This window comes from Arthrobacter phoenicis, from assembly GCF_047238215.1.
In the GTDB taxonomy this organism is placed as follows: Bacteria; Actinomycetota; Actinomycetes; order Actinomycetales; family Micrococcaceae; genus Arthrobacter.
Map to the genome: position 1 here is coordinate 3,165,353 of NZ_JBDFMK010000001.1, position 24,743 is coordinate 3,190,095.

At 70.3% G+C, this 24,743-nt stretch carries 21 protein-coding genes; 12 read left to right on the forward strand and 9 right to left on the reverse strand.

The genetic code is table 11. The annotated features are described in order from the left end of the window. The first annotated feature begins 14 nt into the window (after positions 1–14). Positions 15–617, forward strand: coding sequence for a 16S rRNA (guanine(966)-N(2))-methyltransferase RsmD (rsmD, locus tag ABC337_RS14845; protein WP_412883330.1), 603 nt, complete (start codon positions 15–17; stop codon positions 615–617). Between the two features lie 3 nt (positions 618–620). Here the strand turns inward: rsmD and ABC337_RS14850 are convergent, their stop codons facing one another. Continuing rightward, complete coding sequence (locus ABC337_RS14850; protein WP_412883329.1) at positions 621–1,598, reverse strand: ABC transporter substrate-binding protein; 978 nt, start codon at positions 1,596–1,598, stop codon at positions 621–623. A 230-nt stretch (positions 1,599–1,828) separates the two neighbouring features. Here ABC337_RS14850 and ABC337_RS14855 point away from each other — a divergent pair, with 230 nt between their 5' ends. Continuing rightward, positions 1,829–2,314, forward strand: coding sequence for a MarR family winged helix-turn-helix transcriptional regulator (locus tag ABC337_RS14855; RefSeq protein ID WP_412883328.1), 486 nt, complete (start codon positions 1,829–1,831; stop codon positions 2,312–2,314). A 29-nt stretch (positions 2,315–2,343) separates the two neighbouring features. Here ABC337_RS14855 and ABC337_RS14860 read toward each other — a convergent pair whose 3' ends face one another. Genes ABC337_RS14860 through ABC337_RS14870 form a run of 3 tightly spaced genes read right to left on the reverse strand, consistent with a single transcriptional unit; the run spans position 2,344 to position 5,281 of the window. Continuing rightward, positions 2,344–3,132, reverse strand: coding sequence for a spermidine synthase (locus ABC337_RS14860; protein ID WP_412893249.1), 789 nt, complete (start codon positions 3,130–3,132; stop codon positions 2,344–2,346). Next, positions 3,129–4,340, reverse strand: coding sequence for an aminotransferase class I/II-fold pyridoxal phosphate-dependent enzyme (locus ABC337_RS14865; RefSeq protein ID WP_412883326.1), 1,212 nt, complete (start codon positions 4,338–4,340; stop codon positions 3,129–3,131). Before ABC337_RS14865 ends, ABC337_RS14860 begins: the two co-directional genes overlap by 4 nt. Further along, positions 4,337–5,281, reverse strand: coding sequence for an SDR family NAD(P)-dependent oxidoreductase (locus tag ABC337_RS14870; protein ID WP_412883325.1), 945 nt, complete (start codon positions 5,279–5,281; stop codon positions 4,337–4,339). The genes ABC337_RS14865 and ABC337_RS14870 overlap by 4 nt, the downstream gene beginning before the upstream one ends. Positions 5,282–5,329: 48 nt before the next feature. Here ABC337_RS14870 and coaD point away from each other — a divergent pair, with 48 nt between their 5' ends. The 5 genes from coaD (at position 5,330) to mutM (ending at position 8,408) form a co-directional block, all read left to right on the forward strand. After that, a complete protein-coding gene (coaD, locus tag ABC337_RS14875) occupies positions 5,330–5,809 on the forward strand; it encodes a pantetheine-phosphate adenylyltransferase (RefSeq protein WP_290257515.1) in 480 nt (159 codons plus the stop codon). 83 nt (positions 5,810–5,892) lie between these two features. After that, positions 5,893–6,417 carry a YceD family protein gene (locus ABC337_RS14880; protein WP_412884906.1) on the forward strand — a complete coding sequence of 175 codons (525 nt, stop codon included), beginning with the start codon at positions 5,893–5,895 and terminating at the stop codon, positions 6,415–6,417. Positions 6,418–6,453: 36 nt separating this feature from the next. Continuing rightward, positions 6,454–6,657 carry a 50S ribosomal protein L32 gene (gene rpmF, locus ABC337_RS14885; RefSeq protein ID WP_056738282.1) on the forward strand — a complete coding sequence of 68 codons (204 nt, stop codon included), beginning with the start codon at positions 6,454–6,456 and terminating at the stop codon, positions 6,655–6,657. Between the two features lie 21 nt (positions 6,658–6,678). Further along, the gene (gene rnc / locus ABC337_RS14890; RefSeq protein WP_412883324.1) at positions 6,679–7,428 is read left to right on the forward strand and encodes a ribonuclease III; all 750 of its coding nucleotides are present in this window, start codon (positions 6,679–6,681) and stop codon (positions 7,426–7,428) included. An 8-nt stretch (positions 7,429–7,436) separates the two neighbouring features. Then, on the forward strand, positions 7,437–8,408 hold the full coding sequence (gene mutM / locus ABC337_RS14895; protein WP_412883323.1) for a bifunctional DNA-formamidopyrimidine glycosylase/DNA-(apurinic or apyrimidinic site) lyase: 972 nt from the start codon (positions 7,437–7,439) through the stop codon (positions 8,406–8,408). On the opposite strand, the gene ABC337_RS14900 is transcribed toward mutM, so the two are convergent. Genes ABC337_RS14900 through ABC337_RS14910 form a run of 3 tightly spaced genes read right to left on the reverse strand, consistent with a single transcriptional unit; the run spans position 8,344 to position 13,072 of the window. Continuing rightward, positions 8,344–9,372 (reverse strand): NAD-dependent epimerase/dehydratase family protein, encoded by a 1,029-nt coding sequence (locus tag ABC337_RS14900; RefSeq protein ID WP_412883322.1) that lies wholly within the window; start codon positions 9,370–9,372, stop codon positions 8,344–8,346. The two genes, mutM and ABC337_RS14900, sit on opposite strands and share 65 nt — an antisense overlap. Next, complete coding sequence (locus tag ABC337_RS14905; protein WP_412883321.1) at positions 9,369–12,056, reverse strand: alpha/beta fold hydrolase; 2,688 nt, start codon at positions 12,054–12,056, stop codon at positions 9,369–9,371. The genes ABC337_RS14900 and ABC337_RS14905 overlap by 4 nt, the downstream gene beginning before the upstream one ends. Then, positions 12,050–13,072, reverse strand: coding sequence for a 3-oxoacyl-ACP synthase III (locus ABC337_RS14910; protein ID WP_412893250.1), 1,023 nt, complete (start codon positions 13,070–13,072; stop codon positions 12,050–12,052). Before ABC337_RS14910 ends, ABC337_RS14905 begins: the two co-directional genes overlap by 7 nt. Before the next feature lie 307 nt (positions 13,073–13,379). Between ABC337_RS14910 and smc the strand changes: the two genes are divergently transcribed. Further along, positions 13,380–16,988: a chromosome segregation protein SMC gene (gene smc / locus ABC337_RS14915; RefSeq protein ID WP_412883319.1), complete on the forward strand. Its 3,609-nt coding sequence runs from the start codon at positions 13,380–13,382 to the stop codon at positions 16,986–16,988. A gap of 57 nt (positions 16,989–17,045) precedes the next feature. Next, complete coding sequence (gene ftsY / locus ABC337_RS14920) at positions 17,046–18,242, forward strand: signal recognition particle-docking protein FtsY (RefSeq protein WP_412883318.1); 1,197 nt, start codon at positions 17,046–17,048, stop codon at positions 18,240–18,242. Positions 18,243–18,251: 9 nt separating this feature from the next. Here ftsY and ABC337_RS14925 read toward each other — a convergent pair whose 3' ends face one another. Next, positions 18,252–19,502 (reverse strand): MFS transporter, encoded by a 1,251-nt coding sequence (locus ABC337_RS14925; RefSeq protein WP_412883317.1) that lies wholly within the window; start codon positions 19,500–19,502, stop codon positions 18,252–18,254. 228 nt (positions 19,503–19,730) lie between these two features. Here ABC337_RS14925 and ABC337_RS14930 point away from each other — a divergent pair, with 228 nt between their 5' ends. Both ABC337_RS14930 and ABC337_RS14935 read left to right on the forward strand, forming a co-directional pair. Further along, positions 19,731–21,107 carry an ammonium transporter gene (locus ABC337_RS14930; protein WP_412883316.1) on the forward strand — a complete coding sequence of 459 codons (1,377 nt, stop codon included), beginning with the start codon at positions 19,731–19,733 and terminating at the stop codon, positions 21,105–21,107. Beyond that, positions 21,104–21,442: a P-II family nitrogen regulator gene (locus ABC337_RS14935; protein WP_136322366.1), complete on the forward strand. Its 339-nt coding sequence runs from the start codon at positions 21,104–21,106 to the stop codon at positions 21,440–21,442. The genes ABC337_RS14930 and ABC337_RS14935 overlap by 4 nt, the downstream gene beginning before the upstream one ends. A 132-nt stretch (positions 21,443–21,574) precedes the next feature. On the opposite strand, the gene ABC337_RS14940 is transcribed toward ABC337_RS14935, so the two are convergent. Next, complete coding sequence (locus ABC337_RS14940; protein WP_412883315.1) at positions 21,575–22,963, reverse strand: glucose-6-phosphate dehydrogenase; 1,389 nt, start codon at positions 22,961–22,963, stop codon at positions 21,575–21,577. 150 nt (positions 22,964–23,113) lie between these two features. Between ABC337_RS14940 and ffh the strand changes: the two genes are divergently transcribed. Further along, entirely contained in the window at positions 23,114–24,694 is a 1,581-nt protein-coding gene (ffh, locus tag ABC337_RS14945; RefSeq protein WP_412883314.1) for a signal recognition particle protein, read from the forward strand. Positions 24,695–24,743 lie beyond the last annotated feature (49 nt).

Genomic DNA, 24,743 nt, shown 5'->3' on the forward strand with positions numbered 1-24,743 from the left:
GAGGAGCCCCGCCCGTGAGCCGGATCATCGCCGGCGCGGCCGGCGGCACCACCCTGGCAGGGGTCCCGGGCTCCCTGACCAGACCAACCACGGACCGGGTCAAGGAGGCCCTGTTCTCACGCCTGGACGCCTTCGAAGTAATCTCGGACGCCCGCGTGCTGGACCTCTACGCCGGCTCGGGTTCCCTCGGGGTCGAAAGCGCCAGCCGCGGGGCCGCCGGCGTGGACCTGGTGGAGTTCGCCGCCAAGGCCTCCGAGGTCTGCCAGCGCAACGCGGACCTGATCAACACCGTGCTGCGGCGCAAGGTGGTCTCGGTGCACCGCTCCAAGGCCGAATCGTTCCTGGAACGGGCGGGGGAGGGAACCCGCTGGGACCTGGTGTTCCTGGACCCGCCCTACCCGCTGGAGGAGGACGCCCTGGCCGCCGTGCTGGCCAAGCTCCTGCCGCACCTGGCCGAGGGCGCCGTCGTCGTGGTCGAACGCTCCGCCCGCACGCCGGAACCGTCCTGGCCCGAGGGGCTGGAACGGTTCGCGGAGAAGAAATACGGCGAGACCAGGCTCTGGTTCGCCGAGCCCGGCGTGCCGGCGGAGGAGACCGCCGGCGACGCCGGGGAGTAGCCGCTACTTCAGGATGGTGCCGGAGACGTCCGGCTCCGAGGGAACGATCTTGTACTTGGCCATCAGCGCGCCGAGCTTGGTCAGCGTCGGCTCGTCCACGGCGCCGTCGAACTTCTCCAGGCGCAGGGTCTTGGCGACGTTTTCCGGCATCTTCATGAACGCCGGCAGCAGCGCCCGGACCTTGTCGGGGTTGCTCTGGGCCACGCTGAGCGTCTCCGTCATGGCGTCCTTGAAGTCCTTGACCACCTCGGGGTTCTGCTGGGCGTAGTTGCCGCTGGTGAACGTCACCATGGTGGGGAGCCCGGGCAGCGCGGCCTGGTTGTTGTAGGTGACCAGCTTGTTGCCGTCCGCCAGGAGCTTGGACAGGAACGGCTCTGGGACCCAGACGGCGTCCACGTTGCCCTGCGCCAGCTGCGCGCCCATGTCCTGGAAGGGCAGTTCGAGGAACTGCACCGAGTTCGGATCGCCGCCCTGCTGGGAGACGACCTCCTTGATGGTCAGGTCGCCCTGGGCGTTGATGGTGTTGACGGCGACCTTCTTCCCGGCGAGGTCCTTGGCGGAGGTGATGCCCGAATTGGCCTTCGCGACCACGCCGTTGATGTCCTCGCCGGTGGCCAGGGAGTTGGAGTATCCGCTGACGATCTTCATGTCCAGGCCCTTGTTCTTGGCCAGGAGCACGGACAGCGGGTTGCCGACGGAGAAGTTCATGGTGCCGGTGGACACGGCGGGAAGCATGGCCGCGCCGCCCTGCCCGCTCTGCAGCTCGACCTTGAGCTTGTGCTTGGCGAAGATGCCCTCGTCGATGCCCATCTGTACGGCGGCGGACGGCGCAATCGAGATCACGCCGACGCTGATGCTGCGGAGACCGTCCGCCCCTGCGGCCGGAGCCGCGGAGCCGGTGCCGGACGGGGAGCCTCCGCCGCAGGCCGTCAGGAGCACCGCGGCGGCAACGCCGACGGCGGCAAAGGTCAGTCTCTTCATAACAGTCCACTTCCTTGGGGTAAGTTATCCGGCCTTCGGAGCCCGGGTGGCCGCGAACGGCGTTTCCGGCGGGCCCCGGATTACATAAATGACAACCCACATAATTGACAAAGTCAATCATTATTTTTTCAACGATCCGTGTGCGCGCCGCCCGCCGTGCCGGGCAGGGGCCGCGGGTAATGTTGCTGCTGTCATGCGCCCCGCGCACCCGCCAAGAACTGCGAGGATTTGTGGCCGCAACACTCACGCCGGACCCGGAACAGGGGGAAGGCTCCGTCGCCGTTCCGGACCGCCTGCTGGCCAGCGACCTGGCCGGCGAGATCGAGTTCCTGGCCGCCCGCGCCCGATCGGTGGGCATCGGCCACGCCAACGCGCTGCTGGCGCCGCTGGAGCTGAAGGTGCGGTCCTACTCGGTGCTGGCCCTGGCCTGCAGCGGCACCGATCCCTCACAGCGGGAGCTCTCCGGCTTCCTGCGCCTGGACCCCAGCCAGATTGTCTCGCTGGTGGATGCGCTGGAGGCCCGGGGTCTGGTGGAACGCGCCGCCGACCCCCGCGACCGGCGCTCCAAGGTCATCCGGGCCACCGCCGCCGGCCGGGACCTGTTCGCCCGGGCCGCCGCGGCGGTCAGGGACGCCGAGGACACGTCCCTGGCAGCCCTCAACGGCACCGAGCGGGACCAGCTGAGGGAACTGCTGCGGAAGGTCGCCTTCGGCTGAGTTTTCCGAGAAGTACTTCGCTCCCGGGCCTACTTTTCCGCGATCGCGTCGAGCTCGACGCCGGTGAGCACCTTCGCCGGGTGCGGTCCGCGGGCCGTGAGCGCGGCCGTCCACGGCGCCGGCCAGGGGCCCTGCGTGCCGGCGAGGATGATGTTGCCGGGGTAGCGGCCGGAGAACAGGCCGGACTCGGCGAACGCGGCCACGTCCGCCACGGCCCGGCGCAGCGCGGCCACCTGGCTGCGGACCAGGGTCAGGCCCGGCTCGTCGCCGACGTTGACCACCAGCACCCCGCGCGGAGTGAGCCGGGCGGCTGCCTCGCGGTAGAACTCCGTGCAGGCGATATGGGCGGGCGCCTCGGGACCGGAGAAGATGTCCAGGATCACGACGTCGAACCGCAGCTCCGGCGGCAGTGTCGCCAGGGACTCCCGGGCGTCGCCGATGACCGTGTGCAGTTCCGTGCCCTCCGGCATCGGCAGCCGCTCCAGTACGAAGTCCAGCAGCTCACGTTCGAGCTCCACCGCGTACTGCACCGAGCCGGGCCGGGTCGCCTGGATGTAGCGGGCCAGGGTGAGGGCACCGGCGCCCAGGTGCAGGGCCGTGACGGGCTCGCCCCACGGCGCGGCGAGGTCCACGATATGCCCGATCCGCCGCAGGTACTCGTAGAAGATGTCGTCCGGTTCGGACAGGTTGACGTGCGACTGTTCTGCGCCGCCGATGCTGAGGATGTAGCCGCCGTCGGTGAACTCGTCCCGTTCGATCGCGGCGTGCTGGCCGGTGGTGCGCAGGAACCGCGAGCCTTCCGGGGAAGTATCGCTCACAGCCGGTCCCGGAGGGTCGCCAGGCGCTCCGCGGCCTCGGCGAGCACCGACGTCCGCTTGCAGAAGGCGAAGCGGAGCAGGCTGCGGGTCCGTTCGGCGCCCTCGGCGTGGCAGAACACCGGGACCGGGATCGCGGCGACGCCCACCAGCTCCGGCAGCCGCCGGGCCAGGTCCAGGGCGTCCGTGATGCCCAGCGGTGCGGTGTCCACGTTGACGAAATAGGTGCCCTGAGGGGTGAAGACGTCGAAGCCGGCGGCCCGCAGGCCCTCGCTGAGGATGTCCCGCTTCAGCCGCAAGGTGTCCGCGATGCCGGCGTAGAACTCGTCCGGCAGGCCGAGCCCCAGGGCGATCGCGCTCTGGAACGGGGTGCCGGAGCTGTAGCTGAGGAACTGCTTGACCGTGCGCACGGCCGAGATCAGCTGCTCCGGGCCGGAGATCCAGCCGATCTTCCAGCCGGTAAAGGAGAAGGTCTTGCCGGCGGAGGAAATGGTCAGGGTGCGGTCCGCAGCGCCGGGCAACCCGGCGATGGGAAGGTGCGCGGGGCCGAAGGTGAGGTGTTCGTAGACCTCGTCGGTGACGATCACGGCGTCGTGCCGGCGGGCGAGGGCGACGACGCGCTCCAGCACTTCCCGGGGAAGGACCGCCCCGGTGGGGTTGTGCGGGTTGTTCACCAGCACCACCTTGGTCCGGTCGCTGAAGGCGGCCTCCAGGGCGTCGAGGTCCGGCATGAAATCCGGGGCCAGCAGCGGCGCGGTGACATGCGTGGCGCCGGCGAGGCCGATGATCGCGCCGTAGGAGTCGTAAAACGGTTCGAAGGTGAGCACCTCGTCGCCCGGGCCCACCAGGGCCAGCAGCGCGGCGGCGATCGCCTCCGTGGCGCCCGTGGTGACGATCACCTCGGTCTGCGGGTTCGGGGTCAGGCCGTAGAAACGCTCCTGATGCAGCGAGATGGCCTCGCGGAGCTCGATGATCCCCTTGCCCGGGGCATACTGGTTGGCGCCGGCGGCGATGGCTGCCTGCGCGGCGTCCTTGATCTCGGCCGGGCCGTCCTCGTCCGGGAAGCCCTGGCCCAGGTTGATGGCGCCGGTGGACAGCGCCAGGGTGGTCATTTCCTCGAAGATGGTGACGCCCAGCGTCCCGTCGGCGCCGAGCAGGTTCGCTCCGGTGGCCGTCCGCTGCCAGGGTGCCGGATTCGGGACCTGCGTCACGGTGTGCCCGCCGTCGTGTCCGGCGACTGGTTCGCCGACTGGCCGGAGGGAGCGCCGGCTGGAGTGCCGGAGGGCGTGCCGGTTCGGCCGGTGAACTTGTCCATCGTGGTGTAGATGCCGAAGATCCTGCCGCCCACGAAGTCCCAGGCGCGCACCGGCAGCAGCCCGCGCAGCACCTTGCCCAGCTGCGCAGTCGCCGGGGCGATCAGCTGCGGCCGGCCCTCCTGCATGGCATTCCAGGCGCGGTTGATGGCGTCCTCGGGCGTCATCAGGGGCGTGAACAGCGGTCCGCGGGCGCCGGCGAACATGCCGGTGGAGATGTAGCTGGGGCAGAACGTGGTGACCTTGAGGTGGTCGAAGCCCTGCTGCTCGAGTTCGAGCCGCAGCGAATCGCTCCAGCCGATCACCGCCCACTTGGAGGCCGCGTAGACGCTCATCCGCGGGTTGGAGACGGTTCCGGCCGCGGAGGCGATGTTCAGGATGCGGCGCGGACGGCCGGCGTCGGACATCATCGCGGGCAGGAACGCGTGGGCGACGTACATCGGGGCGAGGGCGTTGATGTCCATGGTCAGGGCAATGTCCCGCGCCGGGTCGTGCTCCCAGAACAGGGCGCCGCGGACAATCCCGGCATTGTTGACCAGCAGGGTCAGGGGCCCCTCCGCGGCGGCCTCGGCGGCGGCGTCGGCGATCGCCTCCCGACTGGCCAGGTCCACCTGGCGGACGACGGCGCGCGCACCCAGGGCGGTGATCTCCGCGGCGGTCGAGGCCAGGCCCGCGGCGTCGACGTCCCAGAGGATGACGACGGCGGCACCCTCCCGGGCTGCGCGCAGGGCGTACAGCCGGCCCATGCCCATCGCGGCACCGGTCACCAGGACGGTCCCTCCCGAAACGCTGAACGGCGCGGACACGGGCGCGGCAGAAGAACTCTTCGATGCTGACATGCCGCCATGCTATCCCGGCCCGCAAGCCCCATGCGGTAGGTTCGGAGGATGAGACGCGCGGTGTGCCCAGGCTCCTTCGACCCCATCCACAACGGCCACCTGGAGGTCATTGCCCGGGCCGCGAGCCTGTTCGACGAGGTCATCGTCGCGGTCTCCACCAACTACGCCAAGAAGTACCGCTTCACCCTCGAGGAACGGATCGGCATGGCCCGCGAGACGCTGGCTTCGCTGCGCGGAATCGTGGTCGAGCCCGTGGGGGAGGGGCTGCTGGCCGAGTACTGCCGCCGGCGGGGTGCCTCCGCGATCGTCAAAGGCCTGCGCTCCTCCTCCGACTTCGACTACGAGCTGCCCATGGCCACCATGAACCGCCAGCTCACCGGCGTCGAGACCGTCTTCCTTCCCGCCGAGGGGCACTACCTGCACCTGTCCTCCACCCTGATCAAGGAAGTCCACACCCTTGGCGGCGACGTCTCGGAGTTCGTGCCGAAGTCGGTTCTGCGGCGCCTGGGGTCCGGCGGGGCAGTTTGAGTCCGCTCGAAGAATCAGGCTAAGATAGTACGTCGGTCATATGTTCTACAGGAGTTCTCATTAAGCGAGATGCAAGTTCGCCCCTGGCGTTCGACGTCAAGGACCTCGGACGTAGTCCGGGAAGCATGCGGACACTGAAAGAACATGTACCCGCGCCGGGTGATCTCGGCGTGGCGCTCATTGGTGTGCAGCAAGGCTCGGATGTCGAGCTGGATCTGCGCCTGGAGGCCGTACACGAAGGAATTCTGGTATCGGGCACCGCGTTCGTCGAAGTAACCGGCGAATGCGGTCGATGCCTGGATCCCCTTGCGTATGACCAAGAGGTCAATGTGCAAGAACTTTTCTTCTACGAGGATGCTGAATTCTCGGACGGAGAAGACGAAGAAGAGCAACGTCGAGTCGAGCACGATCTAATCGATCTTGAACCGGTGTTGCGGGACGCAGTTGTCACCATGCTGCCGTTCCAGCCGGTGTGCCGGGAAGACTGCCAGGGCCTCTGCTCCGAATGCGGAGTTCGCCTGGAAGACGAGCCGGGGCACCACCACGAGGTCCTGGATCCTCGCTGGGCTGCCCTAGCCGACCTGGCTAAGCCTGACCGGCAAAACTGATTTGTAAGTGTTGGACTAGAGAGAAATGAGTTAGCCGTGGCTGTTCCCAAGCGGAAAATGTCTCGCTCGAATACCCGCGCCCGCCGCTCCCAGTGGAAGGCAACCGCCCCCCACCTGGTGAAGACCGTGGAAAACGGCCAGGTTGTTTACAGCCTGCCGCACCAGGCAAAGGTCGTTACCGACTCGGCTGGCACCGCGCTGTTCCTTGAGTACAAGGGCCGCAAGGTCGCAGACGTCTAATCCGCCAACAGGCTGACTAAGATGTCTTCAACTGAAGAGCTTCTGAAGCGTCTCGGTGTCTCTATTGACGCCGGGACGCTTCGTCTTGCTCTGACCCACCGTTCCTACGCCTACGAAAACGGCGGCATCCCCACCAACGAGCGGCTCGAATTCCTGGGCGACTCGATCCTGGGGTTCTCGGTCACGGACGCGCTCTACCGTGACAACCCGGACCTTCCCGAAGGTGACCTGGCCAAGCGGCGCTCCGCCGTCGTCAGCACCCGTGCGCTGGCCGGCATCGGCCGAAGCATCAACCTGGGCGACTACATCTACCTGGGCCAGGGCGAGAAGCTCACCCAGGGCAAGAACAAGGCCTCCATCCTCGCTGACACCATGGAGGCGCTGATCGGCGCCACCTACCTCTCCAACGACCTGGAGACGGCCCGACAGCTGGTCATGCGCCTGGTGGGTCCGCTGCTTCAGGACGCCGCCGCCCTGGGCGCCGGCACCGACTGGAAGACCAGCATCCAGGAGCTCGCCGCCAGCCGGCAGCTCGGCACCATCAACTACGCGGTGGAGGGCTCCGGCCCGGACCATGCCCGGACCTTCGAGGCCGTGCTGCGCATCGGCGGCACCGACTACGGCTCCGGTACCGGGAACTCCAAGAAGGAAGCGGAACAGGAAGCCGCCGCCGACGCCTGGCGCCGCCTGTCCGCCCCCGCTGAGTCCGACGGCGACGCCGCTGACCGTGAGGGCCGCCGGGATTCCGCCGCCGCCCCGGCCGGCAGCTAGGAACGCCCTTGCCCGAGTTGCCCGAGGTTGAGGTGGTCCGGCGCGGCCTGGTGAGCTGGGTCCGCGGCCGGACCATCACCGGCGTCGAGGTGCTGGACCCGCGGTCCCTGCGCCGGCATGCCCTCGGCCCCGCTGACTTCATCGGCAACCTGCAGGGCGCCCGCGTGCTGGACGTGGTCCGCCGCGGAAAATTCCTCTGGCTGCCTCTCGCCGACGCATCTCCGGACGCGGCCGGAGATGCGGACGCCTCCGACGGAGCCGCGAACGTCGCCCTGATGGCGCACCTGGGCATGTCCGGGCAGCTCCTGATGCAGGACGCCGAGGTTCCGGACGAGAAGCACCTGAAGATCCGGCTGCGGCTCAGCCCGGCCGCGGGCATGCCGGAGCAGCTCAGGTTCGTGGACCAGCGGATCTTCGGCGGACTGTTCCTCACCTCGCTGATCCCCACGGCGGACGGAGGCCCGGGCGGCCTGGCCGAGACCCCGCTGCCGCTCATCGCCGAGGAAGCCTCGCACATCGCCCGCGATCCGCTGGACCCGCACTTTTCCTTCGACCTGTTCTACCGCCGCCTCCGGGCACGCCGGACGGGCCTGAAGCGCGCCCTGCTGGACCAGGGCCTGGTCTCCGGCATCGGGAACATCTACGCGGACGAGGCGCTGTGGCTGGCCAAGCTGCACTACGCCCGCGCCACCGACCGGATGCGCCGCGCCGACGCCGAACGCGTCCTCGACGCCGCCCGTCAGGTCATGACCGACGCCCTGGCCGCCGGCGGCACCAGCTTCGATTCCCTCTATGTGAACGTCAACGGTTCCTCCGGCTACTTCGAACGGTCCCTGAACGCCTACGGCAGGGAGGGCCAGGAGTGCCGGCGCTGCGCCGCCGACGGGATCGTCAGCCTGATCAAGCGCGAGCAGTTCATGAACCGCTCGGCGCACACCTGTCCGGTGTGCCAGCCGCGTCCGCGGAACGGTCGCTGGTAGCACCGTAGTGCGCTGCCAGCCGGGCCAGCCCCTCGTCCAGGCTGACCTCGGGGGTCCAGTTCAGAAGCTCGCGGGTCCGGCGCTGGTCGAACCAGTGCGCCGTGGACAGCTGCTCGGCCAGGAACCGGGTCATCGGCGGCTCCTCCACTCGGCCGGACCGGAGCCAGGCCCTCTCCACCAGTGACCCCACGGCCCTGGCCACGCGTCCCGGCACTGACCATGCCGGCGCGGGCACGCCGCCGGCGGCGCAGATACCGGCCAGCAGCTCACCCACCGGGCGCGGCTCGCCGTTGCTCACCACGAGTGCCAGCCCGTGGACCCTGTCCATGTGGTGCAGCGCGGCGACGATGGCGGCCGCCGCGTTGTCGATGTACGTGGTGTCGATCAGGGCGCCGCCGGAGTCCAGCAGCGGCAGCCTGCCCTGGGCTGCGCGCTCCAGGACCCGTTCGACCAGCTGGGTGTCGCCGGGTCCCCAGACGATGTGCGGCCGCACGGCGGTGACCCGGAAGCCGGGTGCGTCCGCGGCGAGGGCCAGCAGTTCGGCGGCGGCCTTCGTGCGGGAGTAGTCCCCGTGTGCCCGGGCGGGATCCGCCGGTTCGGCGTCGAGGCCCGCGATCGCCTGTCCGGAGTTGGCCACCGACGGGGAGGAGACGAACACCAGGTCCCGCACGCCGGCGTCACGGGCGGCGGCCAGCAGCCGGGCGGTGCCGGCGATGTTGACCGCGTCGAACTCCTCGGGACGGCCGGTGAAGGAGACTTTAGCGGCGAGGTGAATGACGCCGTCCATGCCGGCGACGGCGCCGCGCACGGCGGCGTCGTCCGTCACGGACCCGGGCAGGTCAGCAGCTCCCGGAACCCCGGAGGGCCGGCGCTGGAAGGTGGTGATTTCGTGGCCCTGCGCCACCAGCAGCCGGGCGACGGCGCCGCCGAGCAGCCCGCTGGCGCCGGTGACCAGGACCCTCACGGCGTGCCGGGCCGGCCGCCGGCCAGCACAGAGCCGGCCCAGCGGGCCAGCCGTGTCCGGTCGATCTTGGCGTTGTGCCGGATGTCGGTGGGCTGGGCGGGGACGGCCAGGACGGCGGAGACCTCGACGCCGGCCTGCCGGGCGGCTGCGCGGACCCGGCCGGCGAGCCCTGGCTCGGCCGGTCCCGCCTTGCGCACGGCTGGGACGGTCTCGACGACCGCGGCGACCGCCTGGGTACCGGCGGGGCCGACGCCGACGACCGCGGCGAGCCCGACCTCCGGCAGTGCCTCAATGGCCTGTTCGGCCCCGACGGGGGTGACCACGCCGCCCGGGGCGGTGACCACGTGCGCCAGCCGTCCTTCCACCCAGAGCCGGCCGGCGGCGTCGAGGTGCCCGACGTCGCCGGTGCGGTGCCAGCCCGCTGTCCGGGCGCTCTCGCGCTGGGTCAGCCACAGCCGGTCGTAGGAGTCCTTGACGTGCGCGGCGCGGACCAGGATTTCCCCGGTCACACCCGGTTCCGTGACGGGTGCGGAGTCCGGTGCGGTGCCGTCCGCGGCGAGCGGGGCCACCGCCAGCTCGGCCCCGTGCACGGCCCGGCCCACGCAGATGCCGTTTCCGGCGCCGGGCACCGTCCCGGAGGGGGCGTCGGCCGCGGCCTCCCGGATCTGCGCCAGGTTGATGTCCGTCACCGGAAGGGCCTCGGTCATCCCGTAGGGGGTGTGGAGTTCGGCCGCGGGGACCAGGTCCTGGAGGTCCTCGAGCAGGCTTTGCGGTACCGGGGCCCCGGCGGAGAGCAGCAGCTCCACGGCGGCGAGTGCCTGCCGGCCCTCCGGGCTGAGGGCGTCCCGGGTGGCCAGGACGTTGCGCAGCGCGGCGGGGGAGGCGAAGACCACCGTGGCGCCGATCGCTGCGGCCGCGTCGGCCAGTGCGCTGGCGGTCAGGGTGCGTGGCCGGGTCACGTCCATGTCCGGGGTGACAGATACGGCGCCGAGGGCGGGGCCCAGCAGGGCGAACGGTGCGAAACCGGCCACCAGGCGGGCGCCGGGGCGGAGCTCCAGGGTGGCGGCGAGGGTGTCCCGCATGGCGGCGAGTTGCCGGTGCGTGTACTGGACGCCCTTGGCCGGCCCGGTGGACCCGGAGGTGAAGAGCACGGCTGCGGGGGAGTCGGCCGCCGGGACCGGCGGCAGGCCGGCGTCGTCCGCCGCGCCATTGCCGGCGCCGGTGTCACCGAGGCGTTCGAGGGAGATCTCCACGCCCAGGATCCGGCGGCGGGCCGCCGGGAGGTCGCGGACGCTGAAGCGCCGGGCCTCCCAGCCGAGGGCGGCAGCCGCGGCGAGGGCCTTGTCGATGCCGATCAGCACGTCCGGGGTGGCTCCCCGCACGGCGCGGCTCAGGCCGCGGAGCCCGAGCCCGGCGTCGGCCACGACCACGACGGCGCCCACGCGGAGGCAGGCGTAGAGGACGACGGTGAGGTCGACGCCTGGCGGAACCATGAGGCTGACCCGGGTCCCGGCGGTGACGCCGGCGCCGCCGAGTCCGCGGGCCAGGTCGGTGATGCGCCGGTCCAGTTCGCGCCAGCTGAGCGAGCGGGACACGCCCCCGTGGGGTGCCATCTCGGCCACGGCGGTCAGGTCCGCGTCCGGGCCCGAGGCAAGGGCGGTCAGGGGCGCCCAGAGCGGTTCGGCACCGGTGGCCTCTGCGGCGGCCGGTGCCGCGGGTTCGGCCGTGGGTGCGTCGGAAACGTGTTCGGCGAGCCAGGTGAAGATGGGGTCCGCGATGTTCCGGTCCTCGGCCACCAGGTGGCCGGCACCCTCGAAGCGGTGCACCTGGGCGTGCGGCAGCCGGCCGACCAGGTCCTTGAGGTACCGGTCGGAGAAGATCGGGTCCCGGGGTCCCCACAGCATCAGCGCCGGGACGCTGAGTCCGTGAACCCCCTCGGCGACGGCGGTCAGGGCCGGGTAGCTGGGGTGGGAGGCGTCGGCCGGGATGTCGGCCACGAAGTTGCCTACCCCGGCGCGGCGGCGGGCGTTGCGGTACGGGGCCATGAACGCCGCGCGGACCGCGGGGTCCAGCGCGGGGTGCGCCAGGGCGTGGGTCACGCGCAGGAAGGCGTCCGACGTCGTTGTGCCCCAGCGGTGCACGGCCGGATGCAGGGCGAGCCGCAGCGCCGCGGGGATGGGCACCCCGGCGGGCTGGTGGACGGCAGTGTTGGTGAGGACGACGCCGGCGAGCCGGTCCTGGTGGGCCAGTGCCCAGCCGAGGCTGATGACACCGCCCCAGTCGTGGCCGACCGTGACGACAGGCCCCGTCAGGCCGAGTTCGTCGGTGAGGTTGCCAAGGTCATCGATCCGGTCCTGCAGCCGGCGGAAGGTGCCGGTCCGTTCGGAGAATCCCATGTCCAGCTGGTCCACGGCCACCACCCGCCAGGGGTGGGCGGGGTCGGTCCCGGCGGCCAGCAGGGTCCGCCAGAGGTAGGACCAGGTGGGGTTGCCGTGGACGCAGAGCAGGGTCCCGGCGGGGGTGAGGCCGCGCTCGGCCAGCTGGGCCGCGTTATCCAGGATGTGCCAGCGACGCGTTGTGCCGTGCTTGTCAGGGCCCGGCGCGCTCTCGGCGCCGGAGGTGGCGGGCACGTCGACCTCGCGGCACCAGGCGGGATCGACGCCGGGCCAAGTGGCGGCTACCAAGCGATTTCCACCATTGCGGTGTTCAGGCCGGAACCGACGCCCATGCACAGGACGCGGTCGCCGCTGGTGAGGGTCTGCGCCTCGGCGGCGAGGGTCATCGGCAGGGACGCGGGGCCCACGTTGCCCCAGTGCGGGAACGTGATCGGCACCTTGCCCGGGTCCAGGTCAATCGCGTCGATGATGGCCTGGGTGTAGGCGTTGCTGACCTGGTGGGTGACGTACCGGTCCATCGAGGCCCAGTCCCACTCGGGCTGGGCTTCGCGCCAGGCGTCCACCACCAGTTGCAGGCCGCCGTCGAGCAGTCCCTTGGTGTCCGTGGCCATGCCGTCGATGCCGCCGACGCAGAGTTCGTGGTGTTCGGTGCCGGCGCGGACAACGCCGCCGACGACGCGGTGCGCGCCCGGGTGCTGGTCCGCGGGGCCCAGGACGGCGGCCGCGGCGCCGGAGCCGAGGGTGAGGGTGGCGAATTCGCGGTTGAAGTCCTCGCGGGTGGTCTCGGGACGCTGCAGCCGGGCCAGGGTGGCCTCCTGGGTGGCCTGGGCGTCCTCGCCGTTGACGATCACGGCGTACTTGATCTGGCCGGAGTCGATCATGGTGGCGGCCAGGGTCATGCCGTTGACGAAGCCAAGGCAGGCGTTGGCCAGGTCGAAGTTCATGGCGGAGGAGGGCAGCCCCAGCCCGTGGTGGATCTTGACCGCGACTGACGGTTCAAGGTTCCGGCGGGTGACCGAGGTGTTGATCAGGAGCCCGACGTCGGAGGCCGCGATTCCGGACTCGGCGAGGGCCTTGGCGCCGGCCTCCACGGCGGCGTCGTCGAACGCTGTCCCGGGGGCCCACCAGCGACGGTGCGTGATCCCGGCGACCCGCTCCAGCAGCCGCGGCGGGAACTTCAACCGGCGCAGCGTCCCAGCCAGGGCCTGGTCGAAGTCGTGGGAACTCACGATCGTGGGCGCCTCGACGCTGCTCACCGAAAGCAACGCGGTGTTGGTGTGCCGGAAGGTGGCATTGCCTATCAAATCAAGCCTCTGTTCGTATCTGTCCTGCGCTCCTGCGGCTCACTGCGCCGTCAAGCACAAGCCCAAGTGCTTAACTATGCCCGTTGCACATCCATTCCTGCATATGCAGTCCACGGCATCGACGGCGGGGACGGAGGGGCCCAGCGCGCCGCCGGAACCGCGATGACGCGGGATCTGTCGGTGCCCCGCAGTAGATTGTATGTAGCCGGAGGCGGCTGCCACTCCCGATCTGCCAACCTCCCCGCTCCATCAACCCAGCTTCACCGACCCCAGCTTCACCTACCCACAGCAGGAGACCGGAACCACCGTGCACCTCAAAAGCCTGACCGTCCGCGGATTCAAGTCATTCGCGTCCGCGACGACCTTTGAGTTCGAACCCGGCGTCACCGCCGTGGTGGGCCCCAACGGCTCCGGCAAGTCCAACGTGGTGGACGCCCTGTCCTGGGTAATGGGCGAACAGGGCGCCAAGACCCTGCGCGGCGGCAAGATGGAGGACGTCATCTTCGCCGGCACATCCGGCCGGCCCCCGCTGGGCCGGGCGCACGTGTCACTCACCATCGACAACAGCGACGGCGCCCTCCCGATCGAGTACAGCGAAGTCACCATCGCGCGCACCCTGTTCCGCACCGGCGGATCCGAGTACGCCATCAACGGGGCCCCCTGCCGCCTGCTGGATATCCAGGAATTGCTCTCCGACTCCGGCCTCGGCCGCGAGATGCACGTGATCGTCGGCCAGGGCCAGCTGGACAAGGTCCTGCACGCGACCCCCGAGGACCGGCGAGGCTTCATCGAGGAGGCCGCCGGTATCCTCAAGCACCGGCGCCGGAAGGAAAAGACGGTCCGGAAGCTGGAGGCCATGCAGGCCAACCTGGCCCGGCTCGGTGACCTGACGGCGGAGATCCGGCGGCAGTTGACGCCGCTGGGCAAGCAGGCCGCCGTCGCACGCCGCGCGCAGACCGTCCAGTTCGAGGTCCGCGACGCGCGCTCACGGCTCCTCGCCGACGACCTGGTCCAGCTGCAGTCCACGCTCGCCCGGGACGTCGCGGACGAATCGGCGCTCAAGGCCCGGCGCTCCGTCGTCGAACGGGACCTGGACCTGGGCCGGCGCCGCCAGGCCGAACTGGAGCAGCAGGCCGCCGAGGCTACGCCCGCCCTCAACGCCGCCCGTGACAACTGGTACCGGCTCTCCTCCGGACGTGAACGGCTCCGCTCCCTCGGCTCGCTCGCCCAAGAACGCAGGCGGCTGCTCGGCGCCGCGGACCCGGGACCCGCGACCGGCCGGGACCCCGACCACCTGGACCAGCAGGCCGCCCGCGTGCGGGCCGAGCAAGCCGGGTTGGAAGGGCAGATCCGGCAGCGGCGGGACGCGCTCGCGGACGCCACCACCGCCAAGCAGGAGGCCGAAGCTGCCTCATCCGCCGAATCCAAACGCCTCGATGCCCTGCTGCGGGCCGCCGCTGACCGGCGCGAGGGCTTGGCCCGCCTGGCCGGGCAGGTCGGCGCGGCCCGCTCCCGGGTCGAATCCGCGCAGGCCGAGGTGGGCAGGCTGCGCGAATCACTGACCGCTGGCGAGGAACGCCGGCGTCAGGTCCAGACCGAATTCACCGCGCTGGAGGCCCAGGTGGCCGGAGTCGAGGACGGGGAAGAGAGCCTCGACGCCGAGTACGAGGCCGCCAGCGAGGCACTCGACGCCGTCACCGCCGAGATCGACGCACTGAAGGCCGCCGAACGCGACGCCGACCGGGAACGCGGTGCACTCGCGGCCCGTCACGAGGCCCTGCAGCTCGGCCTGAACCGCAAGGACGGCTCCGGCCACGTTGCCTCCTCCGGCCTCGACGGCATCCTCGGCCCGCTGGCCTCGATGCTGGCCGTCGAACCCGGCTACGAGACCGCCATCGCCGCGGCGCTCGGCCACTGCTCCGACGCAGTCGTGGTGGCCGACCTGGCCGCGGCCACGGCCGCGCTCGGCCTGCTCCGGGAAGAGGACGCCGGCCGTGCGGCGCTGCTGCTCGCCGCGGCCGGAGCCGGGAACAGGGACAACGAGCCCGGGACAGTGGCTCTCCCTGCCGGGGCACGCCCGGCGGCCGGACTGGTTGCACCCGCGGCCGACGCGGCGGACACCGTGCCCGTGCGCGGGCTGCTCGACAGGTTGCTGGCCGGCACCGCCATCGTCGAGGACGACGACGCCGCCGCGTCCCTGCTGGCCGACCACCCGGAGCTGACCGCCGTCACCCGGGCGGGGGATGTCTTCACCGCGCTCGCCGTCCGCGGCGGCTCGGCCTCGGCCCCGTCGCTGCTGGAGGTACAGGCCGCCGTCGACGACGCCGCCGCCCGGCTTGCCGCCGTGACCGCCGAGCTGGAACGCACCCGCTTCGCCCTCGCCGCCGCGGCGCCCCGGCGGGCGGAGGCGCAGGAGCGCGCCGACTCGGCCCTGGACAAGCTCCACGAGTCCGACGCCCGGCTTGCCGCCGTAGCCGAACGCCTCGGGCACCTGAATTCCGTGCTCCGCAGCGCCATGGGGGAGAGCGAACGCCTGGCCGCCTCCCTGGCCCGCGCCGAGGCCGCCGTCACGGTCGAGCATGTTGCCTTGGAAACGGTGGCCGCCCGGCTGGCCGCCGCGCAGGAGGCCCCCGCGGAGGAGGAACCCTCGCAAGACCAACGGGACGCCCTCGCCCAGGCCGCCGCCGCAGCCCGCGCAGCCGAGATGGAGGCCCGGCTGGGCCTGCGCAGCGCCGAGGAACAGCTCACCGCCATCAGCAACCGTGCTTCCTCGCTGGAACGGGCCGCCGCCACGGAGCGGCAGGCCCGCGCCGAGGCAGCCGAACGCGCCCGCCGCCGCGCCCTGCAGGCCCGCCGCGCCGCCGCCGTCTCCGCCGCCGTCGCCCAGGTGGCCCGCTTCCTGGACGTGTCGGTCGAGCTGGCCCGCGTGGACCGCGACCTTGCCGAGGAACGCCGCACCCGGCTGGACCAGGAACTGGCGGAGGTTCGGACCGGCAACGACGCCTTGGCCCGCGAACTGGCGGAACTGACCGACTCCGTGCACCGGGACGAGCTGGCCCGGGCGCAACAGCGCCTGAAAATCGAGGCCCTTGAGCTGCGTAGCGTCGAGGAACTCGGTCTCAGCCCGGACCAGCTCATCGAGAACTTCGGCCCGGACCAGCCCGTCCCGGTCCCGGCGGAGGAGACCGGGGACAAATGGGCGGCCCTGCGTGCGCCCGTGGACGAGGACGGCCGCGCCATTCTCGAGGGCAAGCCCTTCGTGCGGGAGGAACAGGAGAAACGGCTGCGGAAGGCCGAACGGGACCTCGCCGCCCTGGGCCGGGTCAACCCGCTCGCCCTGGAGGAATTCGCCGCGCTGGAGGAACGCCACCAGTTCCTCAGCACCCAGCTCGAGGATCTCAAGGCCAGCCGCAAGGACCTGCTGGACATCATCAAGGACGTCGACGACCGGGTCCAGAAGGTCTTCGCGGAGGCCTTCGAGGACACCGCCCGGCAGTTCGTCCGGGTCTTCGCCCGGCTCTTCCCGGGCGGCGAGGGACGCCTGGTCCTGACCGACCCCGGCGACATGTTGACCACCGGCATCGAGGTGGAGGCCCGTCCCGCGGGGAAGAAGATCAAGCGCCTCTCGCTGCTCTCCGGCGGCGAGCGGTCCCTGACGGCCGTGGCGCTGCTCGTGGCCATCTTCAAGGCCCGGCCCTCGCCGTTCTACGTCATGGACGAGGTGGAGGCGGCCCTCGACGACACCAACCTGGGCCGGCTCATCACCATCTTCGAGGAGCTCCGCGAATCGAGCCAGCTGATCGTGATCACCCACCAGAAGCGCACCATGGAGGTCGCCGACGCCCTCTACGGCGTCACCATGCGTGGCGACGGCGTCTCCACCGTGATCAGCCAGCGGCTCGGCGCCGAGTTCTGAGCCGGGGCCGATCGGGCCGCTGACCGGCGGCTTTAGCGGTTATGAGAAGCTAGGGGAGTGAACGACATCCTCCCTATCATCCTGCCCATTATCGTTGCCCTGGTGGTCATCGGTGCCCTCATTCCGGTGCTCGTGCGGACCCGGAGGAACATCACCAACTACCCCACGCAGCGTGACGCCAACGACCCCGTCCAGGGCACCGGCGGCGGGACCCTGCTGGAGGACCGGACCGGCGCCCCCGCCCGGGACACCGAAGGCCTCGAAGACCTTGAGACCGTGGAAGTGCCGGACGACGCCGCCGGCCTGGAGACCGTCCCGGTCGAGACGCCGCTGCCCGTCGCAGGCCGCCTGACCCGGCTGCGCGAACGCCTGGCCAAGTCCAACAACGTTCTCGGCAAGGGCCTGCTGGCCCTCCTGTCCTCCGACAAGATCGACGAGAACGTCTGGGACGAGGTCGAGGAGACCCTGCTGCTCGCGGACCTGGGCACCGAGCCGACGATGCAGTTGGTGGACGCCCTCCGCGCCCGCGTCAAGGTCCTGGGCACCCGCTCCCCGGAAGAAGTCAAGGCGCTGCTGCGCGAGGAACTGCTCAAGCTCGTCGACCCGACCATGGACCGCAGCCTGAATGTCCAGCGCCACGCTGACAAGCCGGCCGTCATGATGGTCGTCGGCGTCAACGGCGTCGGCAAGACCACCACCGTCGGCAAGCTGGCCCGCGTGCTGGTTGCCGAAGACAAGGACGTCCTGCTCGGCGCGGCGGACACCTTCCGCGCCGCCGCCGCCGAACAGCTGGCCACGTGGGGCCAGCGCGTCGGCGTCCCGACGGTCAAGTCGGACATCGACGGCGCGGACCCCGCCTCCGTCGCCTACGAGGCGGTCAAGGCCGGCATCGACCAGGAAGTCGACGTCGTCATGATCGACACCGCCGGACGCCTGCAGAACAAGGTCGGCCTGATGGACGAACTCGGCAAGGTCAAGCGCGTCGTCGAGAAGCTCGCCGAGGTCGACGAGGTGCTGCTGGTCCTGGACGCCACCACCGGCCAGAACGGCCTGAATCAGGCCCGGGTCTTCGCCGAGGTCGTCAACATCACCGGCATCGTGCTCACCAAGCTGGACGGCACCGCCAAGGGCGGCATCGTCGTCGCGATCCAGAAGGCACTGGGCGTCCCGGTCAAGCTCGTGGGCCTGGGCGAAGGGGCCGACGACCTGGCCCCGTTCGACGCCGACAGCTTCGTGGACGCGATCCTGAACTAGGCGGTTGCCTTACGCGGCCGCCGGGGCTGCGGGCCGGAACGTTTCCCGCGCCAGCAGCCATCCGGCGGCCGCGGCCAGCAGCACGCCGCCGGTGACGCCGAAGGCCCAGCCGTAACCCAGCCGGTCCGCCAGCAGGCCGGCGATCACCGGCCCCACGATCGCGCCGCTGTCCTGGGTCATCTGGAACACCGCCAGCACCTTGCCGCCGGAGCGTTCGTTGCCGATCACGTCCGCGATCGTAGCCTGCTGCGCCGGGCCCAGCAGGCCGGAGCCGATGCCGGCCACCGTGGAGGCCAGCAGGAACAGCGGCAGATCGTGCGTCAGGCCGATCGAGGCGGTGGCCAGGCCGGTGACCACCAGGCCCGCCAGCATCATCGGTTTCCGGCCGGCGGAGTCCGCGAGCCGTCCCGAGAACGTCAGCGCCACGGCGTTGCCGGCGGCGAACACCGCCAGCGCCCAGCCGGCGGAGGACGCCCCGGCGCCGAGGGCCGCGACGGCGAACAGCGGCACCGTCGCCATCCGCACCCCGAACGTAGCCCAGCCGTTAGCGAAACTGGAGGCCAGGCCGGCCCGGTAGGCGCTATCCCGCACCGCGTCGCGCAGCAGCATGGCCGGGGCGGCCGTGCCAGCCTCCCGGGACCCCGAAGGAACGTGCGTGAGCTGGGTCTGGACGACGGCGGCGGCCAGCACCAGCGCGGCGGCGTAAGCCAGGAACGGCACCCGCAGGCCGAAGCCTGCCAGCAGGCCGCCGACGATCGGGCCGCAGACGTTGCCGATCAGGAAGGCCGAGGCGTACGCGCCGGAAACCCGGCCGCGGCTCTCCGGCGGGGCCAGCCGGACCACCAGGGCCATCGACGCCACCGTGAACATCACCGAGCCGGCACCGCCGAGGCCTCGGAACACCAGCAGTTGCCAGTAATTCTGGGCGAAAGCGCACGCCGCCGTCGACGCCGCCACGATCAGCAGCCCGGCGACGTACACGGGCCTTTCGCCCAGCCGCACGATCAGCGCACCGCCGGCCGGGGCGAACACCAGCCGCATGAACGCGAAGATGCTCACGATCACCGCCGCCGCCGTCGCCCCGACATCAAACGTCGTCGCGAACTGGGGGAGCACCGGCGCCACCAGCCCGAAGCCCAGCGCGATCAGGAAGGCCGCAGCCAACATCACCTTGATGTCGCGGGGAAGCCGCGGACCGCGGGACGGGCGCAGGGCGGAGAGAAGGCTGGAATCCCTGGCGGGACGGGCTGTTTTGCTCATGGTGCTGCTTTCGAGGCCGGGAGAAGGCCGGTGGGGGGATGGGTCCGCGTGAAACACAACCGTAACAAGCGCGAGATGCACCATTTACTTCCGGGAGGTTCTTGTAACAGCCCGGCAATCTAAATCCCGAGCCGGTGAAACACTACGCCAGCAGACTCTTCTTAGAACGCAAAATGCGTTGAACTTGCGGACTGGATCCGCACCTAAGAGCAAGAGAGGACGCAGACCATGGAACTCACCGCGGGTCTCGTTTGGCTCCTGGTCGCAGCAGCGCTCGTGCTGTTCATGACCCCGGGCCTGGCATTTTTCTACGGCGGCATGACGCGCGCCAAGTCAGCCTTGAACATGATGATGATGAGCTTCGTCGCCATCGGCACTGTCGGCATTGTCTGGGTTCTGTGGGGCGCCTCCATGGCCACCAGCAACGAAGACAACTTCTTCCAGATCTTCGCCAACCCGTTCTCGCACTTCGGGCTGCACAACTTCACCGATCCGGCGGACCTGCTGAAAGTCGGATACGCCGCAACCTTCGCGATCATCACCGTGGCCCTGATCTCCGGTGCCGTGGCCGACCGCGCCAAGTTCTCCGCCTGGGTCATCTTCACCCCGATCTGGGCCACCCTCGTCTACGCCCCCATGGCCTTCATGGTCTGGGGCGGCGGCCTCTTCTCCAAGGACGGCTGGTTCGGCCAGACGTTCGTCCCCGTGATCGACTTCGCCGGCGGCACCGTGGTCCACATCAACGCGGGTATCGCGGGCCTGATCCTGGTGCTGGTCATCGGCAACCGCAAGGGCTTCGGCAAGGACCCGAACCACCGCCCGCACAACATCCCGTTCGTCATGCTCGGTGCCGCCATCCTCTGGTTCGGCTGGTTCGGCTTCAACGCCGGCGCAGCCGCCACGGTCGAGCAGGCCGGCCTGATCTGGGTCAACACCCTCGCCGCCCCCGCCGCCGCCATGCTCGGCTGGCTCGCCGTGGAGCGCTTCCGTGACGGCCACCCGACCTCCCTCGGTGCCGCCTCCGGTGTGGTCGCCGGCCTCGTCGCCATCACCCCGGCCTGCGCCAACGTCTCCCCGCTGGGCGCCATCATCCTGGGTGTCGTCGCCGGTGTAGCCTCCGCTCTGGCCGTCGGCCTGAAGTTCAAGTTCGGCTACGACGACTCGCTCGACGTCGTCGGCGTCCACCTGGTCTCCGGCGTCGTCGGCACCGTGGCCATCGGCTTCCTGGCCACCCCGTCCCAGGGCACCGCCGGCCTCTTCTACGGCGGCGGCAGCACCCAGTTGGTCGCCCAGATCCTGGCCGCCCTGTTCTCGATCGTCTTCACCGCCGTGATGACCTTCATCATCGCCTTCCCGATCCACAAGCTGATGGGCTTCCGGGTCTCCCAGGAGCAGGAAGTCGTGGGCGTGGACCTCAGCCTGCACGCTGAGACCGCCTACGAATTCGGCCTCAGCGGCCGGGGCGGAAGCTTCCAGCCGCTGCACGAGATCATCACCGGCAAGTCGCTCGGCGGCGAGGCCGTCCAGCTCCCGGCGGAGGACATCGCAGGCGTCCCGCAGCACGGCAAGCAGACCGCAGCAGGCAAAGAAAGCGTGGAAGCATGAAACTGATCACCGCCATCGTCCGACCGGAAAAACTCGACGCCATCCGCGAGGGCCTGGAAGCCTACGGGGTGCAGGGCCTGACGGTCAGCGCGGCCAGCGGCTACGGCCGGCAGCGGGGCTACACCGAGGTTTACCGCGGCGCCGAGTACAACGTGGACCTGCTGCCGAAGATCCGGGTGGAGGTGCTGGCCACCGACGAGCAGGCCGATGACATCCTCGACGTCATCATCGCCAGCTCCAACACCGGCCGGGCCGGCGACGGCAAGGTCTGGACCATGGACGTCTTCGAGGCAGTCCGGGTCCGTACCGGAGAACGCGGCGCGGCCGCCATCTAGCGGCAAACCCTCCAGCCGCGGACCGACTCAGCGCAACGCGAATGAGGGCTAGCGAACAACGGGCCGGGCACCTGGAAAGGTGCCCGGCCCGCTTGTGTGTGCGCTTGTGTGTGCCCGGAGGTTATGTGCGCCCTAGGTGGGCCACCCCTCGGGGCCCGGGGTGCCGGCGGGGTATTCCTCCAGCGGCACGCTGTCCCTGGCCCAGGCTTTGATGACCGGCTCCACGATCCGCCAGCAGTCCTCGGCGGTGTCGCCCCTAACCGAGAGCAACGGGTCCCCACTGAGGACACCCTCGAGGACTTCGCCGTAGGGGAGCAGGTCCGAGGCGCTCAGCTCCGCCTTCAGGGTGGCCCGGTCCAGGCTGAGCACGTTCCCGGGGCCGTTGACGTCGACGTCGAACTGCAGGGTGTCGGGGCCGAAGCCGATCCGCAGCTGGTTGGGGGAGTCGACGCCGGTGAACCCCTTGGGCAGGTGCGGCACCGGGCGGAACGTCACGATGGCCTCCTTGCGCATCGATCCGAGTGCCTTCCCGGACCGGAGCATGAACGGCACGCCCTGCCAGCGCCAGTTGTCGATGTCCACCCGGACCTCGGCGAGGGTCTCGGTGTTCCGCGACGGGTCGACGCCCTTTTCCTTTGCGTAGTCCGGGACCTTGCGGCCATCGATCGAGCCGGCGGAATAGCGGGCGCGGCGGGTGTTCTTTGCGTAGGGGGCCTTGATGCTGCTGGCCCGCAGGAGGGTGGCGACGGCGTCGCGCAGGTCCCGTTCGTCCACGGAGGCCGGCGGTTCGATCGCCATCAACGCCATGATCTGCAGCAGGTGGCTCTGGATCATGTCCCGCAGCGCCCCGGCGCCGTCGTAGTATCGGGCGCGGCCCTCGAGGGCAAGGTCCTCGTCGAAGATGATTTCCACCTTCTCGATGTGCTCACGGTTCCAGACCGGCTCCAGGAACGTGTTCGCGAAGCGAAGGCCCAGGATGTTCAGGACCGTCGCCTTGCCCAGGAAGTGGTCCACCCGGTGGATGTGGTCCTCGGGGACCAGGGCCGCCAGTGTCTTGTTCAGATGCCGGGCCGATTCCTCGCTGGAGCCGAAGGGCTTCTCCATCACCAGCCGGGTGCCGGCGGGGACTTCCTCCGGGGTCAACGCCTCGCAGGCGAGCTGGCTGATTTTCGGCGGCAGCGCGAAATACACCGCCACCGGGCCCTCCAGCCCGGCCAGCAGGGACGCCAGCTCGCCGCCCGAGGTGACGTCCAAGCGGTGGTAGCTCGTGGAGGTGCGGATGCGCTTGAGCTCGCGTTTGCCGTCCGTGGTGGCCTGCGAGTTCGCGTCCGCGAAGGCGGTGTCCAGCCGCTCCAGCCATTGCTCCTGGCTCCAGTCGTCGGAGCCGGCGCCCACCAGGGTCAGGCCGGCGGCGTGGCCGCGGGCCACCAGCCGGGCCAGGCCCGGAAGCAGCAGCCGGCCGGTCAGGTCGCCGGACGCGCCGAGGATGAGCAGGGTCTTTACCGTCGATTCACTGGTCACCTACGCCAGCATGCCACCTCAGAGCCGGGTCTTGGTACCCTAGATAGTCGAGTCCCGTTGTCGGGCCGGTTCGTTCCGGCGAGACAGTTCCGACACTGGCGCGCCGTTCCGGCCGCCAGCTGCAGATCCACTGAAAGAAGTGCACGGCGCGTGTTCAATTCACTCTCTGACCGGTTGACAGCAACCTTCAAGAACCTTCGCGGCAAGGGCCGCCTGACCGAGGCCGACGTCGACGCCACGGTCCGGGAGATCCGCCGTGCCCTGCTTGACGCCGACGTCGCCGTGCCGGTGGTCCGCGAATTCACCTCCCGCGTGCGCGAACGTGCTCTCGGCGCCGAGGTCTCCGGTGCGTTGAACCCCAGCCAGCAGATCGTGAAGATCGTCAACGAGGAACTCGTCGAGATCCTCGGCGGCGAGACCCGCCGGATCCGGCTGGCCAAGACCGGCCCCACCATCATCATGCTCGCCGGCCTCCAGGGTGCCGGTAAGACCACCCTCGCCGGCAAGCTCTCCAAGCACCTGAAGTCCCAGGGCCACAGCCCCATGCTGGTGGCCTGTGACCTGCAGCGCCCCAACGCCGTCACCCAGCTCCAGGTCGTCGGCCAGCGCGCCGGCGTGCCCGTGTTCGCCCCGCACCCCGGCGCCACCTCCACCGAACTGGACCACCCGGCCGGCGACCCGGTCGCCGTCGCCCGCGCCGGCGTCGAGGAAGCCAAGCGCACCCTGCACGACGTCGTGATCGTGGACACCGCCGGCCGCCTCGGCGTGGACGCGGACATGATGGAACAGGCGCGCCAGATCCGCCGGGCCATCGTCCCGAACGAGGTCCTGTTCGTCATCGACTCGATGATCGGCCAGGACGCGGTCAACACCGCCATGGCCTTCGACGAGGGCGTCAACTTCACCGGCATCGTGCTCTCCAAGCTCGACGGCGACGCCCGCGGCGGTGCCGCGCTCTCGGTCGCGTCGGTCACCGGCAAGCCGGTCATGTTCGCCTCCACCGGCGAAGGCCTGGACGACTTCGAGCTCTTCCACCCGGACCGGATGGCCTCCCGCATCCTCGACATGGGCGACGTGCTTACCCTGATCGAGCAGGCCGAGAAGTCCTGGGATAAGGACGAAGCAGCCCGGATGGCGAAGAAGTTCGCCGACCAGGAAGACTTCACCCTCGAGGACTTCCTCGCCCAGATGCAGCAGATCCGCAACATGGGCTCGATGAAGAAGATGCTCATGATGATGCCCGGTGCGCAGAACATCCGGCAGCAGCTCGAGCAGTTCGACGAGCGCGAAATCGACCGGGTCGAGGCGATCGTCCGATCCATGACCCCGCACGAGCGGGTCGCGCCGAAGATCATCAACGGTTCCCGCCGGGCCCGCATCGCCCGCGGCTCCGGCGTGCACGTCTCCGAGGTCAACGGCCTGCTGGAACGGTTCGCCCAGGCGCAGAAGATGATGAAGAAGATGGCCTCCGGCGGCGGCATTCCGGGGATGCCCGGGATGCCGGGGATGGGCGGCGGGGCCCGCAAGGGCAACAAGCCCGCGCCGAAGAAGAAGGCCCGCTCCGGCAACCCGGCCAAGGCCGCGCAGGAGCTCAAGGACGCGGAGGCACGGCGCGCCGCCGGCGCCAAGGCTGTCCCCACCGGCGCCTCCTTCGGCCAGCAGGGCGACTTCGACCCCTCCCAGCTGAACCTGCCCAAGGGCTTCGACAAGTTCCTCGGCGGCAGCAAGTAGCGACACTCCGCGGCGGGCCGCGGCGTATGTCGCGGCCCCGTTGACGGAC